The 16243-nt window shown below is 44.0% G+C and carries 13 protein-coding genes; 9 read left to right on the top strand and 4 right to left on the bottom strand.

Translation table 11 applies throughout. The features are described 5' to 3' along the window. Nucleotides 1–119 precede the first annotated feature (119 nt). The 3 genes from FHS57_RS23775 to FHS57_RS23765 form a co-directional block, all read right to left on the bottom strand. On the bottom strand, nucleotides 120–1208 hold the full coding sequence (locus FHS57_RS23775) for a FecR family protein (RefSeq protein WP_183978067.1): 1089 nt from the start codon (nucleotides 1206–1208) through the stop codon (nucleotides 120–122). Between the two features lie 48 nt (nucleotides 1209–1256). Continuing rightward, entirely contained in the window at nucleotides 1257–1850 is a 594-nt protein-coding gene (locus FHS57_RS23770) for an RNA polymerase sigma factor (protein ID WP_183978065.1), read from the bottom strand. Between the two features lie 140 nt (nucleotides 1851–1990). Continuing rightward, nucleotides 1991–4273 carry a hypothetical protein gene (locus FHS57_RS23765; RefSeq protein WP_183978063.1) on the bottom strand — a complete coding sequence of 761 codons (2283 nt, stop codon included), beginning with the start codon at nucleotides 4271–4273 and terminating at the stop codon, nucleotides 1991–1993. A 126-nt stretch (nucleotides 4274–4399) separates the two neighbouring features. On the opposite strand from FHS57_RS23765, the gene FHS57_RS23760 reads away from it, so the two are divergent. The 5 genes from FHS57_RS23760 (at nucleotide 4400) to FHS57_RS23740 (ending at nucleotide 9289) form a co-directional block, all read left to right on the top strand. Further along, nucleotides 4400–7945 carry a DEAD/DEAH box helicase gene (locus tag FHS57_RS23760; protein WP_183978061.1) on the top strand — a complete coding sequence of 1182 codons (3546 nt, stop codon included), beginning with the start codon at nucleotides 4400–4402 and terminating at the stop codon, nucleotides 7943–7945. A gap of 101 nt (nucleotides 7946–8046) precedes the next feature. Further along, the gene (locus FHS57_RS23755) at nucleotides 8047–8487 is read left to right on the top strand and encodes a DUF6934 family protein (RefSeq protein WP_183978059.1); all 441 of its coding nucleotides are present in this window, start codon (nucleotides 8047–8049) and stop codon (nucleotides 8485–8487) included. Nucleotides 8488–8490: 3 nt separating this feature from the next. After that, nucleotides 8491–8643, top strand: coding sequence for a hypothetical protein (locus FHS57_RS23750; protein ID WP_183978057.1), 153 nt, complete (start codon nucleotides 8491–8493; stop codon nucleotides 8641–8643). Between the two features lie 50 nt (nucleotides 8644–8693). Then, nucleotides 8694–8885 carry a hypothetical protein gene (locus FHS57_RS23745; protein ID WP_183978055.1) on the top strand — a complete coding sequence of 64 codons (192 nt, stop codon included), beginning with the start codon at nucleotides 8694–8696 and terminating at the stop codon, nucleotides 8883–8885. After that, nucleotides 8885–9289 (top strand): type II toxin-antitoxin system death-on-curing family toxin, encoded by a 405-nt coding sequence (locus FHS57_RS23740; protein ID WP_229601434.1) that lies wholly within the window; start codon nucleotides 8885–8887, stop codon nucleotides 9287–9289. Before FHS57_RS23745 ends, FHS57_RS23740 begins: the two co-directional genes overlap by 1 nt. Nucleotides 9290–9357: 68 nt before the next feature. On the opposite strand, the gene leuS is transcribed toward FHS57_RS23740, so the two are convergent. Continuing rightward, a complete protein-coding gene (gene leuS, locus FHS57_RS23735) occupies nucleotides 9358–12144 on the bottom strand; it encodes a leucine--tRNA ligase (RefSeq protein WP_183978052.1) in 2787 nt (928 codons plus the stop codon). A gap of 62 nt (nucleotides 12145–12206) precedes the next feature. Between leuS and kdsB the strand changes: the two genes are divergently transcribed. From kdsB to FHS57_RS23715, 4 genes are all read left to right on the top strand, one after another. Continuing rightward, nucleotides 12207–12986 carry a 3-deoxy-manno-octulosonate cytidylyltransferase gene (gene kdsB / locus FHS57_RS23730; RefSeq protein WP_183978043.1) on the top strand — a complete coding sequence of 260 codons (780 nt, stop codon included), beginning with the start codon at nucleotides 12207–12209 and terminating at the stop codon, nucleotides 12984–12986. A gap of 112 nt (nucleotides 12987–13098) precedes the next feature. After that, entirely contained in the window at nucleotides 13099–14151 is a 1053-nt protein-coding gene (corA, locus tag FHS57_RS23725; RefSeq protein ID WP_183978041.1) for a magnesium/cobalt transporter CorA, read from the top strand. Between the two features lie 251 nt (nucleotides 14152–14402). After that, a complete protein-coding gene (locus FHS57_RS23720; RefSeq protein WP_221225713.1) occupies nucleotides 14403–14954 on the top strand; it encodes an RNA polymerase sigma-70 factor in 552 nt (183 codons plus the stop codon). 125 nt (nucleotides 14955–15079) lie between these two features. Beyond that, nucleotides 15080–16102, top strand: a complete 1023-nt coding sequence (locus FHS57_RS23715; protein ID WP_183978037.1) for a FecR family protein — start codon at nucleotides 15080–15082, stop codon at nucleotides 16100–16102. The last annotated feature ends 141 nt before the right edge of the window (nucleotides 16103–16243 follow it).

The following is a 16243-nucleotide window of genomic DNA, read 5'->3' as shown; positions in this document are numbered from 1 at the left end:
TTATAACATTGGTTTTGAGACATTCATCTTCACTACCATCTTTTTTTAGATAGCTTAGACACACATTTGAAAAAAGTTAAATCCAAATCGGCCGTGCTGGAACCACTGCCGATTTTTTTTTAAATACATCCTTGGGCGTCAAAGATGATTTGGCCGTCCACAATCTCGTAGGTTGCCCCCGTGATTTTACAGAGTAAATTAAGTTTATCATATAAGGATTCGTTTGAAAGCGTTGCGGTGATTTTACAGTTTTTAAGGCTTTCATTGTCAAACTGAAAATGAATCCCATAGGCTTGTTCTAATTGATTTAAAACTTGCGGAAGTGGGCTTTCGTCATAGGCGTAATGATTTATAATGGCTTCGGGGCGCAACACAATTGGTTCTAGCACCAACGTTTTACTGAGTTGTTTTTCTTTTTCTTCAAAAACCGCCGCTTGGTTAGCCGTCAATATCACGCCTTTGGTGGTGGTCATCACCGCAGGGGTTTTCTCATCAATCGAATACACCGAAACTTTTCCCGACCGCACTTGCACCGTTACACGATTGTCTGATTTATAAGCCCTTACCGTAAAAACAGTTCCCAATACTTTGGTCGTTAGCTTCCCTGTTTGTACCAAAAAAGGTTCTTTTTTCTTCACTACTTCAAAAAGCGCCTCGCCCGTCAGAAACACTTCGCGGTTTTCACCTGTGAACTTCGGCGCGTACTTTAATCGACTATGAGGGCTCAGTTTGACAGTGGAGCCATCCTCTAGGGTCAACAGTAAGAACCCCTCCGTTTCGTTCACCGTTTCGGCCAGCGAATTGTCAGGCGTAGGAATTGAGCTCATCAGTGGCGTTTTTTCGTCCACATTCATAGCCCACCAAGCGCCAAAGGAAAGAATTGCGAAGGCCACGACCGCCGCAAATTGATAGAGAGGACGTTGCCACCATAACCGTACGGGAGTTGGGACGTCTTGGTCAGATGGTTTGGTAATTTTTTCTAAAAATTGAGTCACCTCCTGGCGAACTTCTTTTTCAGAGAGTGATTCGGGCGCTACATTCATGGCCCGAATAAGCAACTCCGCTTGACGAATGTCCGCCTTTTTTTCGGGATGTTGTTGTAAAAAGCGCATCCAAAAACCCTCATCGCTTCCTTTCCCACGTACCCAATCTCGGAATGAGTCGTCTTTAACAAAATCTAAGGCATTATATTCTTCGTATTTTTTCATTTGATTGGTGTAATGCATTTCAGTTAATTTCCCAAAGGCCCCGATTGATTATCGCACCCACATGGCTGCCAATAACAAGTTGAGCCCCACTTGCCAGTGTTTTCTTAAACTTGTCAGTGCCTTTTGGAGTAAATTATACAGCGATTGTCGGCCGATTTGCATGGTTTCGGCAATTTGATCGTAGCTCAAATCTTGGTAAAATCTTAGATAAATAAGCTCTTTTTGGCGTTCGGGCAATTGTCCCAATACGTGTTCCAATCGTTTGAGTTGATATACTTCATACTCGTCCTCAATCATGCGCAGGTCGGCAGAAAACAACACATCAAAATCGTAGTCGTCGTTTAATTCGTAAAAATGGTTGTGTTGTTTTGACAACTCCCTCAACAACTTCGTTTTAAGCGACTTCAGCAAATAAGCCCGCACATTTTCGACCTCTCCGATGGTCGCATGTATCTGCCAAAGACTCAAAAAAAGCTCTTGGATACAGTCTTTCACCATCTCCCGTTCGGGACAAAAGCGCACTCCCCAATGAAATAAATCGGAGTAATTCAACTGCATCAACTGCGCCAGCGAAGCGGGGTCACCTGCGCGGTAATCTTGCCAGAGTTGTTGGGTATGTTCGTCTTTGGGTCTGGGTTTCATGGGTTCAAATAGGACCTTTACTGACACGAGACCTAAAATCAGCAAACCTAACCCTTGAATTATGAATTTTTTGATAAAAATTTTAACTAAAACGCCTAAACGTACTGTTACTCTTACGTTTAATTAAAATTTTGCCCGTTTCAAGGATACTTAGTGTCTCTTTTCAAGACGCTAAACAACGTTGGATTTTGTCCGTCTCGGTCTGTTTTGTACAGCTTCCAAGTGTAGGTATCAATTTGTACCAAATGAAATTGATTGTCGGGGTTCGACAATTCTTTTTTAACCCAACGAGGGAACGCATTGGCCGCACGGGCATTTTCCCACGTTCGGATGGCTTTGAATATGTCGTATTTTTGGGGACAACTTTCGATTGACTTTTGGTTAAGTTCCATCAAATAAGTGGCTCCAGCTCCAACCGAAATCGCTTGAATGTGCTCATAATCAGCTACCGTTGAGTTTGCGTTCATTCCAAAATTCACCCCAAACGTGGCAGGAAAATAATTGGAAAAAGCCACATCCCGAATGTCTTTCCCTTCGCTGGTGGTGCTGCCCCAAACTCGTTTTTTGAGGTCATACATGTTGGTGCCCCCTCCTACGTTCCACACACTTTGATAATGCCACGACCCTTCCGACAAAGTAGCGCCCGACACCCTAAGGTAGGGGATGCGATGCACGTCCGCGCGTTCAAACATTTTCCGAAAAAACCGCTTCACCGAATAATACCCATGACCGCTATTAAACAAAAACTCTTGCCCGTCTAAGTCCATAAAGTGAATGCCATTGATGTGGCTCACGTCTGCGTAATACGCCGCAATTTTATCTTGCAAATAGATGTTCGGAATCAAGCCGTCGTAGCCATAATTGATGGTTACTTGAAGCTTATACACTGATTCAGAAGCTGAGTGCGCCGACGGTGTTGTACCCCAATACCCTCTTTTGACGCGCAAAAGTCGATAAGGCGGGGTGGTAGAAACCCCTAAATAGTGGATTAGTTCTTGCCCAATTTTAACCATGTTTAAGTTTTCACAATGTCCTTCCCAACTGGCTATTTCGTCCAAATACGTTGGGTCGTCGATTTCGATGAGCGTGTCAGTGGCGCTTATCGCTTTCATCAACACCCGTTTTTGCTGATAACACAAACTATCGCTCGGTATCGGGCTGGCATCCTTTGTTCCTTGAGCGAGGGCGGTTGCAATGGTATGACGGCCAACCAAAATCCCTTTGGGGCGGGCTAAGTCCGTAAATTCTTTATGTGACAGGCTCCCCGATGTTTTTTTAAACGGTTTCTTTTCAAAATTTAGCCCATCAATGTAACCTCCATTGCCTCGGTCCACCTTAAAATAGGGCAAATCTTCGGCTTCAATGGCTTTAAAACCCATTTGAGACACGTACGAAAGAGTGCTGTCATAAAGCCCGCCTTTGGCACTTACGTCGGGGATATATCGGGCGGGGTCTTTGACCCATTTGCCATTGATGGTAGGATACGGTAGCTTTTCGGACAAAACGATGTTTTGAATCACATCCAACAAAGCGGTGCTATCGGGGCTTCCCCAAAGGGCAATGGACGAACCAATAAAATCGACGCCTGGCAGCGGCTCCACTTCTTGGTGGTTGGGTTTGTTGGTGGGCAAAAATGGAATAAGCGAAAACAAAATGTCGTTTTTAACGGTGCGGTTGCGAGCGTGGTACGTCAAATAGATTTCACCTTCTTTGTCCACAAAAGCAGCATTTCCGTACAAAATTCGATAGTAAGGCTCATAATGAGAATAAAAAGCCACGTCGCTTATGCCATCACCACCAATCGGGAATACTTGCCCTTCGTGCAAATGCGCAGGAAGCGGAAACTGTTTTTTATCGGGCGTATGAATAATGTACTGAAAAGGAGCAGCATCCCCTTCTAAATCAGCCGTACCTCCGATGGTAATGTCATTAAGGGCCAACATCCCGATGGCGTAATTGACGGTGTCGCTGGTATCGCGCGCTACGCCAATCACCTCCCCAAAAAGGTTGGTAATGTTGGTATGGTAAGAGCCCCATTGGACATTATCAACCCCATTTCGAGGACTAAGCGCAAGGAGTGTCAGCTTGATGTATTTTGAATGAGGCACCACCGATACTGTTGCTACGGAGCCGTTGGCATAGTGCAACAAAAACGTTTTTTTCGACTTTTGAAAGGTAGCTTTGATGGGCTTAAAATAGTACTTTTTCTTACTGTCGTACAGGCTAAGCAACGGAGACGGCTTTTCGGCAGGACTAAATTCCCGTTGAGGTTGGGTAGTGGTATTTTTCATGCTGGTAATCCAGCCTTTTTCGTTGATGTGAATTTTAAAATAGTTTGTCGAAAAATCCTGAGAATGAGCACAAATTGTTCCAAAAGACAGCAACAAACTTAAAAAGAGGGAAGTCGAAAATGGTGATTTCATGTAAGTAAAACGAGAAATTAATCAAATGAACTACTAGGCCGAGGCATTGGAAGGCTATTCAAAGAAACAGAATCCTGTTCTACTTTGCCACATCCTTCCCTATTTTTGCAAAAAATCGAAAAACGAATGGCATTTCAACGTAAAAGTACGTTTGGACAAACGTGGTGGGGACAACAATGGATCACGATACTGGAAGGGCTCGATGAAAGCGGGCGATTGGCCAGAGGTCGTACGTATGCCAACAATGGCTCGGTCCAAAGCATCGCGTTTGAGGGAAACAAAATCGCGGCGCGGGTAAAAGGTACCAGCCCTCGGCCTTATAAGATTTCGTTCAATATCGACCCACTCTCTCCGTCTGACAAAGCCCGATTGTTGAGTTTAATTACTGAGAATCCGCTGTATTTGACACAATTGCTGAATCGTCAGCTGCCTACCGAGTTGTTTAACGACTGTCAACATCAAGGAGTTTTTCTATTTCCGCGTTCGTGGGAAGCGTTTCATTCCGATTGTTCGTGTCCCGATTGGGGCGATCCTTGCAAACACCGCGCGGCGGTGCTGTTTTTGGTCGCTAATGAAATTGACAAAAATCCTTTTCTGATTTTTGAACTCCGTGATTTTGATTTGTTCAAAAGCTTGGAAACGCTGGGGTTTGCGTCCTCTGACCAAAAAGATGTAGAAACGCTCGACGTAGCCGATATTCGCCAACCGTTTGAAGGCTCGGAAGAAACCGTTTTTCAGCCAAACGAAGCCCTATATACCCCGCTGGATTTTTCGACACTTCCCGATATTTCGGATAATTTATTGTCACTTTTAGGGGATAAACCTTTGTTTTACCGAACGGGTAATTTCAAACAGGTTTTACAAAAATTTCACATTCATACTGCAAAAAAAGCGCGCGAACTGGCTGTTTCTGAAGAACCGAGTGACCAAGAATATGACAAAGATTTGGACGCGGTAGAAAGCGGCGAAATCATCATGGACGAAGCGCTGGGCTTTTTGCAGGCCAATTTCAGAGATACCCGCGAGCGAGTTGTGTTTCAATTTGACGAACTCCCCAAGTTTGTCGATTGGATTCATCATTTGCCTTCGTCGCAGTTGCCACAGCTCTCTCCTACCCTCAAAGGGCTTTATTTTTTGAATCGTTTTTCACTCAAACTCCTTGAGCGCGGTGCGATTATTCCTCAATTGTTACGCGCTAAACTCAAGCGAGAATACCACTTAGTACGCTGGATTCCAGCCACTGTCAACGACCAAGTCGCTACTCTGTCGGCTCACGTACGAGCAGTATTGCCTCCCGATATTCTTTATTACAAAATTGGGAAACGAGACATCTTTGTTCCCACCGAAACGGATTTTATGAATGCCTTGTCTTCGCTCATTTTGACTGAGCACATACGGCAATTCAATGACCATTACGACTACAAAGCCACCGACACCGACGACTTATTTTTTAGAAACGCCATGGTTTTCTTTGGAGGTTTTGAGTCCCGCGAAATTCCGAGTAATATTCAGTTGTGGTTAAATAAATTTTTCATTGCCCAACGCGATTACGTGCCGTTGGTGCAAGTAGAAGAACTGGAGGAGGGTTTTAAAGTCAACCTGTTTGTAGAACATAAAAAGTCTGAACTCAACATCCCGATTCCCCTCCAAACGTTCATGGCCGAACGCAATTATGCCCCCGTTCGCATGGGGGTGATGCGCGACTTGTCCATGATGGCGGAGCATTTTCCGCAACTTAATCAATTGATTGCCAGCAATGGAGCGAAAACATTGCAGTTCGACTCCGAGGTGTTTGCCGATATTCTTCTGAAAATTTTGCCAACGATTCGACTGTTTGGCATCAAAATTCAGTTGCCAAAATCGCTTCAAAAATTGCTCCGTCCGCAGCTTACCATGACGCTCGACAGCGAGGAAGACGGCAAAGTGGCGGCTTCGTCGATTATCAGTTTGGAAAATATGCTCAAGTTCCGCTGGGAAGTAGCCGTGGGCGACGAACACATTGATACCCAAGGCTTTGTACGGATGATTGAAAACTACCGAGGGTTGGTAAAAATCAAAGACCAATACGCGTATTTTGACGAAAAAGAAATCAAAACCTTACTCGAAAAGCTCAAAAATCCGCCTTCGTTGGATAGCAATGAACTGTTACAAACGGCTCTTACTGAAGAATTTAACGGTACGGGCGTAACCCTCACCAAATCGGCGCAAAAGTGGATGAAATCGTTGTTGAAAAACGAAACCGTAGCACTTCCCGAGCGCCTTGCCGCCAACTTACGCCCCTACCAACAACGCGGCTACGAATGGCTTTATAAAAATGCGCGTTTGGGAATGGGTAGTCTCATTGCCGACGACATGGGGTTGGGAAAAACCCTGCAAGTCATCACTACCCTCCTGAAAATGAAGCAAGAAGGGGCTTTTAAAAAATTGAAAGGGTTGGTTGTAGTGCCAACGACTTTGCTTACCAACTGGTCGAAAGAAATCAGCAAATTTGCCCCCGAACTTCGTCTGCACCTGTACCACGGTTCGGGACGAAGTTTGGTTCCGCTCAAAGACGCCGATATTTTGCTCACCACCTACGGCGTGGTACGCAGTGAGGAAGAGGGTTTGAGCAAGCTAAAATGGGCAGTGATGGTCATTGACGAAGCGCAAAACATCAAAAATCCCAATACTGCCCAAACCAAAGCCGTCAAAAAAATGAAATCGGGCATCAAAATCGCCATGAGTGGTACACCCGTCGAAAACCGCATGGCCGAATACTGGTCAATTTTTGATTTTGCCAACAAAGGCTACCTCGGTAATCTGAAAAAGTTTGTGAGTGATTACGCCATTCCGATTGAGATTGATCGCGACCAACACGCCTTGGATAAGTTTAAGCGCGTGACCGAGCCGTTTATTTTGCGACGGGTAAAAACGGACAAAAAAATCATCCAAGATTTACCCGACAAAATTGAAATCGACCAAGCTTGTACCCTCACGGGCGAGCAAGCGGCTTTGTATCAAAGTGTAGTGGACCAAGCGTTGCGGGGCATTGAAGGTCAAAAAGATGGGTTCAAACGCAGTGGGTTGATTTTTAAAATGATGACCGCCCTCAAACAAATTTGTAACCACCCCACGCACTACCTCAAAAAAGGCGGCGCTCAACCTGAAGCATCGGGAAAAACGCAATTGCTGTTGGATTTGATTCGTCAAATCCTCGAAAATGGCGAAAAGACGCTTCTATTTACGCAATACGAAGAAATGGGGACGTTGTTACAAACGATGTTTCAGGAGCAAATGCAATTGGAAGTCCCTTTCCTTCACGGAGGTATCAGTCGTAAAAACCGCGATGAAATGGTGGATGATTTTCAGCACAATCGCTCCACCCGTATTTTGATTTTGTCGCTCAAAGCGGGAGGAACAGGGCTCAATTTAACGGCGGCCAACAATGTGATTCACTACGATTTGTGGTGGAACCCCGCCGTGGAAGCCCAAGCCACCGACCGCGCTTTTCGGATTGGCCAAACCAAAAATGTATTGGTACACCGATTTATCACGCAAGGCAGTTTTGAAGAAAAAATCAACAAACTCATTCAAAACAAACGCGAACTCGCCAACCTCACCGTCACCGACGGCGAAACATGGTTGGGCGATTTGTCTAACAATGATTTGCGAGAGTTGGTGAGGCTGGGGTAAAACAGAACCCCTTCCAAGGTTTTAAACCTTGGAAGGGGTTACTTTATAAACTTTTAAAGTCCTAAGACATTGAAAGTTTCATTTGTTAACGTTTTTTGGAGATGGATGAGCCACAGTATCCGTTTGAAAACCCAATTACCGAAATACGCTACGATTTCAAAAGTATAAGTCGCGAAAAAGAAGTCAATAAAAGGGTTATTTTTACTACATCAGACTTCCAAAATGTTTACAATTTGGCACTGGTAGATGTACTCGAAGAGGGGCGTTTATCAGACATTACTGAGAGCCGAAATAAAGACATGAAAACAATTTTAGCAACGGTAATGGGGATAATCATAAATTTCCTTGAAGCAAATCCAGGCAAAATTATAGCATTTAAAGGTAGCGACGAACGAAGACAGCGTTTGTATCGTTTGATAATCAGCCGAGATTTGGATGAATTAGAAAAGGAATTTGTAATTTTAGGAGTCAGTAGTGAAGGAGAATCTGAACCGTTTCAATCAAATCGTTTGTATGACTATTTTGTTATCTTAAAAAGATAAGCGATGAAAACTAAGACAAAAAAAGCCCCCGCAACACGCACAACAGGTCATCAAATAGTAGAAGAAAAAGTGCGAGATTTGAATGAATTCTTAAAAAAAGTAGATATGAATCAGTGGCAGGAAACCATTGAAAAAGCACGTGTCAATATGAAATAAATTGCATCTTTGCTTAGAAATCGAGTTCAAGCATTTTAATAACCACCACTATGACAGCTGTATTGGATAAAAATATGATTGAAAAAGCCCTCAAAGAGTTGGCTATTCAAGAACCTGAGTATGTTAATGATTTAATCAAACAGCTTGGGGAAGAGTTAAAAATAGCTAAAAAGAAACGGTTAGAGGAAATTGTAAAAGAGGATTTTGAAGAATATGGTGAGGTCTTCAAGGCATTAGCATAATGATGATTTACTTAGATAAGGAGGATGTAACCTATATCAATGAACAAACTGTGGCTGCCCATGGTGGCAACTTTATGCCTCCCAATAACTTTTTGCACGAAGAAAATTTAGATTATTTGTTGGAGGCTGTCCAAGCAGAAATGTTTGGAGAACCACTGTATCCCACTACATCTGATAAAGCTGCTGTATATTGTTACAACATTATCTGTAACCATATCTTTACTGATGGCAACAAAAGAACTGGTTTAGAAGCAGCACTTGCATTTTTGAAACTTAATGGCTATCGCCTGAGAAAAGATTTGCCTCTCGATGAACTTTACAATTTCATCCTAAAAGTGGCCTCTGGTCAGTCAAGTTTAGAAGAGTGTAAAAGGTGGTTCAAAGACAACGCAGTAAAAGTGTAAAGCCAACATCCCGAAAGTTTTAAACTTTCGGGATGTTTTGTTTAAAACTTTCGGGATGTTTTATATGATTACAAAACGACGTTTACAATCCGTTTCGGAACCACTACCACCTTCTTAGGGGCTTTTCCTTCCAACCATTTTTGAACGGTTTCGTTGGCCAATACACTTTGTTCGATGTCTTCTTTTGACATATCGACAGGGAAAGCGAGGTTGGCACGTACTTTACCGTTGATTTGGATTGGATACTCAAACGAGCTTTCTACCAAATACTTAGGCTCAAACACAGGAAACGGAGCGGTGGTCAATGTTCCTGCTTCGTTGCCCAATGCCGTCCAAAGTTCTTCGGTAATGTGAGGGGCATACGGCGACAACAAAATGACCATTTCTTTCAAGATGGCTTTTTTGTGACACTTCAAATCGCTCAATTCGTTGACCCCAATCATGAACGTAGAAACAACCGTGTTGAACGAATAACGCTCAATGTCTTCCTCCACGCGCTTGATGGTGCGGTGCAATACCTTCAATTCGTCGGCGGTTGGTTCGGCATCCACCAATTTTGATTTACCCGTTTGGTCCTCAAAGAACAAGCGCCAAAACTTACGCAAGAAGTTCGACGTTCCGCTGATGCCGTTGGTATTCCACGGTTTGGCGTCGGTCAATGGCCCCAAAAACATTTCGTACATCCGCAAGGTATCAGCGCCGTATTTATCAACAATCGTGTCAGGGTTTACGACGTTATACTTCGATTTTGACATTTTTTCCACTTCCCAGCCGCAGATGTATTTGCCTTCCTCCAAAATAAATTCAGCATTGGCAAAGTCTTCCCGCCAGTTTTTAAAGGCTTGGGTATCCAAAACATCGTTTTCTACCATATTTACATCCACGTGCAATTTGGTCGTCTCGTACTGGTCTTTCAAGCCATAACTTACAAAAACGGGTTTTGCATTATCACTTGATTTCAAGCGATACACAAAATTACTACGTCCCTGAATCATACCTTGGTTCACCAACTTAGCCGCAAATTCTTCGTGAGGAACTACGCCCAAGTCTTTCAAGAACTTGTTCCAAAAACGGCTGTACAACAAGTGTCCAGTAGCGTGTTCGGAGCCGCCCAAGTAGAAGTCGATACGTTGCCAGTAGTCGATGGCTTCTTTGGAAGCAAATGCCTCGTTGTTTTGAGGGTCCATGTAGCGGTACCAGTACCACGACGAACCCGCCCAGCCTGGCATTGTGCTCAATTCATAATCGTATTCTCCTTTGTATTTCCACCCTTCGGCGCGGCCTAGTGGCGGTTCGCCCGTTTCGGTGGGAAGGTATTTATCAATTTTTGGCAATTCCAACGGTAAATCTGCCTCATCAATCAAGTACGGAACACCGTCTTTGAAATAAGCAGGTACAGGTTCGCCCCAATAACGTTGGCGACTAAACACAGCATTACGCAAGCGGTATTGTACCTTACCCTTACCCAATTTACGTTCTTCCAACCACTTGATAAGTGTGTCAGTCGCTTCTTGGTAAGTCATGCCGTTGATGATACCCGAGTTGATGTAGTGTCCTTCTTTGGTATTATCGGCCTGTTGGTCCGTGTCTTTTTGCGTATCTAAAATCGGAATAATAGGCAAACCAAAATTCGTTGCAAAGTTCCAGTCGCGCTGATCGCCCGATGGAACTCCCATCACAGCCCCTGTTCCGTATCCTGCCAAAACATAATCGGCCAAATAGATAGGTACTTTTTCACCGCTGAACGGATTGATACAATAACTTCCCGTGAACACGCCTGACACTTTCTTTTCGGCCATGCGGTCCACCTCGCTGCGACTGGCAGCCCACTTGATATAGGCTTCTACGTCGGCTTTTTGGTCAGCGGTTGTCAGTTCTGTTGCCCATTCGTGCTCAGGGGCTAACACCATGAAACTTACCCCATAAATGGTATCGACACGGGTCGTAAATACTTCAATCAATTTATCTTGACCATCAACAGCAAACTTTACCGATGCCCCTTGTGAGCGGCCAATCCAGTTGCGTTGTTGTTCTTTTAATGGTTCAGGCCAGTCGATTGTATCTAGTCCATTCAACAAACGGTCGGCATAGGCAGTAATCCGCATTGCCCACTGTTTCATCAATTTACGCTCCACAGGAAAGCCCCCACGCTCCGAAACGCCGTCTTTCACTTCGTCGTTTGAAAGTACCGTTCCTAAGCCTGGGCACCAGTTCACAAACGATTCTTCGGGAAACGTAAAGCGGTATTTCAACAAGACCAATTGTTGCTCTTTTTCGCTCATGGCGTTCCACTCTTCCGCGCTAAACTCCGTTACGTCTTCGTCACAAACGGCGTTCACTGCTGCCGAACCACCTTGTGCAAATTGCTCAACCAAATGACTGATTGGCAATGCTTTGTCGGCCACACGGTCGTAGTAGTGGTTAAACAACTGCATAAAAATCCACTGCGTCCATTTGTAATAATTGGGGTCGGAAGTACGAATCTCACGGCTCCAATCGTAGCTAAACCCAATATTTTTTAGCTGAGAAATGAACGTATTGATGTTTTGCTCGGTCGTTATGGCTGGGTGTTGACCCGTCTGAATCGCATACTGCTCGGCGGGCAATCCAAAGCTATCAAAACCCATTGGGTGCAACACATTGAACCCTTTGAGTCTTTTATATCGCGAAATAATGTCAGAAGCAATGTAGCCCAGTGGGTGCCCTACGTGCAGACCCGCTCCCGAAGGATACGGAAACATGTCGAGGACATAATACTTAGGCTTACTTGGGTCGATTTGGGTCTTATAAGTTTGGTTTTCCTCCCAAAACTTCTGCCATTTTTTTTCGATTTCGCGGTGATTGTATTCGGTCATAATCGTTTGTACTGTGAATTTTCCGCAAAATTAGTGTATTTAGCAACGAAAAACTATTGATTATGATTATTGGAATTATACCTGCGCGTTATGGCTCAACGCGCTACCCAGGAAAACCCCTCATCGACATCAAAGGAAAAACGATGATTCAACGGGTATATGAGCAGGCCACCAAGGCCACATGCCTCTCCGAAGTAATTGTTGCGACCGATGATGTTCGCATCTTAGAGCACGTCGAATCCTTTGGTGGTAAAGCAGTTATGACCCACCCCGACCACCCAAGTGGCACGGATCGGTGCTGGGAAGCCTACTTGAACGTAAGGGGCAAAGGACAAGGAGCAGAGGGCAATACATATCATACCCCTACTATGCCCAATGACTACATCATCAACATTCAAGGTGATGAGCCTTTTGTGGCTCCTGAGCAAATCGACGAGTTGGGGGCTATGCTGGATGGCTCGGTTGAATTAGCTTCTCAAATGATTCCTGTGACTGATGCTGAGTTATTATTTGATATTGGGGAAGCCAAAGTGATTATTAATGAACACTTCGAAGCCATTTATTTTAGCCGCCAAGTCATTCCTTATTTAAAAGGAGTTGACCCACAAGAGTGGCACAAACATCATACCTATTACCGACAAGTGGGGATGTATGCTTACCGCGCTGATATTTTGGAGAAAATTACTCGCTTGCCTGTTTCTCCGCTCGAAAAGGCCGAGTCCTTGGAGCAATTACGGTGGCTGCAAAACGGCTTCAAAATTAAAATGGGCCTTACCACCTACGAGAGTCATTGCATCGATACCCCCGAAGATGTGGAAAAAATTTTGCCATTCATTCAATAGATGAATGTAGAGGGTTGACAGGAGCACCCGCATGATGCCTATACTATTCGGGTTGTGAGCAACCCTCAACACACATTCGACACGCTGCATTTTGCATTCGACACTATAAATTATGTCTTCTTCAAAAGTTGGTCTTTCGCCTGGTACATTGATTTATGTCGGCCCCGAAGTCGTCAAGGATACAACTATTAAGCTGGTTGAATACAATGAAAAATACCATAAAGAACGTACCATTGACAAAGTAGCCGATTGCCAGATTGCCTCCGATGCTTCCTACATCAGTTGGCTCGACGTGGACGGAATTCACGAACCCGAGGTAATTGAAGCCGTTGGGCAGATTCACCACATCCATCCACTGCTGTTGGAAGACATCATGAATACGCGTCAGAAGCCGAAAATAGAGTTTTACAACGACGCTTACGTATTTATATCGTTGAAAATGCTGTACTGGGACGAAAAAGAACTGAGCATTGACGCCGAACACGTCAGCTTTTTATTGGGGGCCAATTACCTGATTTCGTTTCAGGAAAAACGGACCAATGATATTTTCGCTCCCGTTTTGGAACGCATCAAGGCTTCGGTGGGAAAAACGCGGCGAAACGGCGCCGATTATTTGCTCTTTTCGCTCGTTGACCTGATTGTCGATAATTACCTCGAAATTCTGGAAAAAATGAGCGAGCAACTCGAAGAATTGGAAGGTTTGATTTTGGAAAGTAAACACAAAGACCCCATCGGCCAATTGTACAACCTCAAACGCCAACTCACCCTCATGCGAAAGTACGTGTGGCCGTTGCGCGATATGCTGAGTCAGGGTTTGCGCGAAAACTCAAAACTCATTCAGAAAAGCACTATTCCTTATTTTCGGGATGTCCACGACCACATTACAAACGCCATTGATTCTATTGAATCCAATCGTGAATTACTAACAGGGCTGATTGACATTCATTATTCAACCCTCAGTTCGCGGATGAACAGCGTGATGAAGACCTTGACCATTTATTCGGCGGTGTTTATGCCACTTACGTTCATTGCGGGAATTTACGGCATGAATTTCGACCACATGCCCGAGCTACGCCAACCCAATGGCTACTTCTACACCCTTGGCGGCATGGCTATATTGGCCGTTGGGCTGCTGATTTATTTCCGTCGAAGGGGGTGGATGTAATACCCTTACAACTACCCTTCTCTCATGCCCCCCTGTGTCAACTTGAACCAAAATTTCGCGTTTGTGCTATGTTCTGGCAACGTTCCCGACAACGATTGCATAAAAAAAGCCAACTATTTATTTGTTCTGTTCAATTAATTACCCAAACTTCGGATTGAAAGAAACCCTCATCAATGGTTTCAAATCCTTTAAAACTTCCATCCTTTTTTACCAAATAAAGTCAGGTGAATTATAAATCACTAACCGACGAAATGCTCCTAGTTTATCTCCGAACAGGAGATGAGAAAGCCTTTCGTGAAATTTATCTGCGTTATTGGAAAAAACTATTTGGTCTGGCCACCCGCAAACTTCAAGATGCTGCCGTCACTGAAGAACTCGTGCAAGACATCTTCCTTAAACTTTGGGAACGCCGTAGTACTCTACAAATCGACCGCCTTGATGCTTATCTTTTTACGGCGGTTCGGTACGCAGTTATTAATCACATTAAATCAAATCTAGTACAAGAAAAATTCGCTGAATACGCGCAATTCCACTATTCAGAAATTAGCTCCATCACGGAAGAACAACTTGAATTGGCAGAGTTGATACAAGTGGTGGAACAACAACTCAACGACTTGCCCGAAAAAACACGTAGAATTTTTCAAATGAACCGCTTGGAATACCAATCCGTCAAAGAAATTTCGAGCAAATTGCAAGTACCTGAGCGAACAGTAGAATACCACCTAAGCCAAGCCCTCAAGTCGTTGCGTCATTATCTGCGTGACTATCTTCCAACACTTCTATCCTTGATTTTCTTCATGTAGTATTTTATCAAGAATATTTTCTTCTTTACATCAATTAAATTGTACTTAACATAGAATTAATAAAAGTATTTGCGGCCTTATAGTGCTTTCGTTGACTTATAGATTGAAAACACAGCACTACATTTATGAGCCGAAAGAGTTTTAGGCAACTCTTGCAGAAATACCTCCGAGGAGAGTGTACCACCGAAGAAAAATCGTTTGTTGAGCACTGGTACGGGCTACTGGAGGCCGAAACGGGTGAGTTAGAAAAAAACATAAATACCGACGAACTAGAAGAACGCCTTTGGGAGCAAATCCAGTCAAAAATGGACCATGACGACTCCATTAACGACTTACACCCTCTACCAAAGCGTTTTAATTACGGCTGGGTGGGGGTGGCTGCAACGTTATTACTTATTACCGTATGGTGGTCAGTCACCGAGACAACAAAAAAACCTCAAACCATTGGTATCGTTGCTAGTGACTGGTTGAGCCGTACCAACAACGCCACCACCCCGTTGCTCGTCCAACTGGAAGATGGCAGTAAAGTCAAGTTATTGCCTAACAGCACCCTTCGTTTTCCAAAACATTTTAGTAAAAGTAACCGAACTGTCTATCTAAACGGCAATGCTTTTTTTGACATTCAAAAATCGCCATCGCGGCCATTTTATGTTCATACCGACCGTGTCATTGCCAAAGTATTGGGAACGAGCTTTTTTGTTCGTACCGATTCCAAAACCAAAGACGTGCGCGTAGAAGTAGTCACAGGACGGGTGGCTGTGTATGGACAATCAACCGAAAAACGCAGCCCCGTCGCTAATGGCGTTGTGCTTAGTCCCAATCAGGCCGCGACTTACTATGATGAACAAAAGCACTTTGTAACGGGACTAGTCGATAAACCGACCTTACTTGAAACGCCTGAATCAGAAAAACAAACATTGACCTTTCAGTTTGACGATACGCCCCTGTCCGAAGTCATTAGACGATTTGAATTGGCCTATGGCATCGACATCGTGGTAGAAAACGAACAACAAAACAACTGTTTGCTTACGGCAGATTTGTCCAACCAATCCCTCTATAACCAACTCGACCTGATTTGTGCTGCGTTAAAAGCCCAATACGAAATCCAAGGAACGATTATTCTTTTGAGTGGAAAAGGCTGCAACTAATCCGCTCTCTTTCAACACATAACAACATTTCAAACCTCCTAATCTTTTTACCACTATGCACTTATTTCTACAAATTGAGTAACCCTCTTCAAGAAAAAACACCAGCCGTGCTTCCAACACAAACTGGTGCTTCTAAAGGCA

The sequence above is a fragment of the Runella defluvii genome, from assembly GCF_014195535.1.
Lineage (GTDB): Bacteria > Bacteroidota > Bacteroidia > Cytophagales > Spirosomataceae > Runella > Runella defluvii.
Note: the sequence above shows the minus strand (reverse complement) of the source record. Positions and strands in the feature narration are given on the sequence as shown.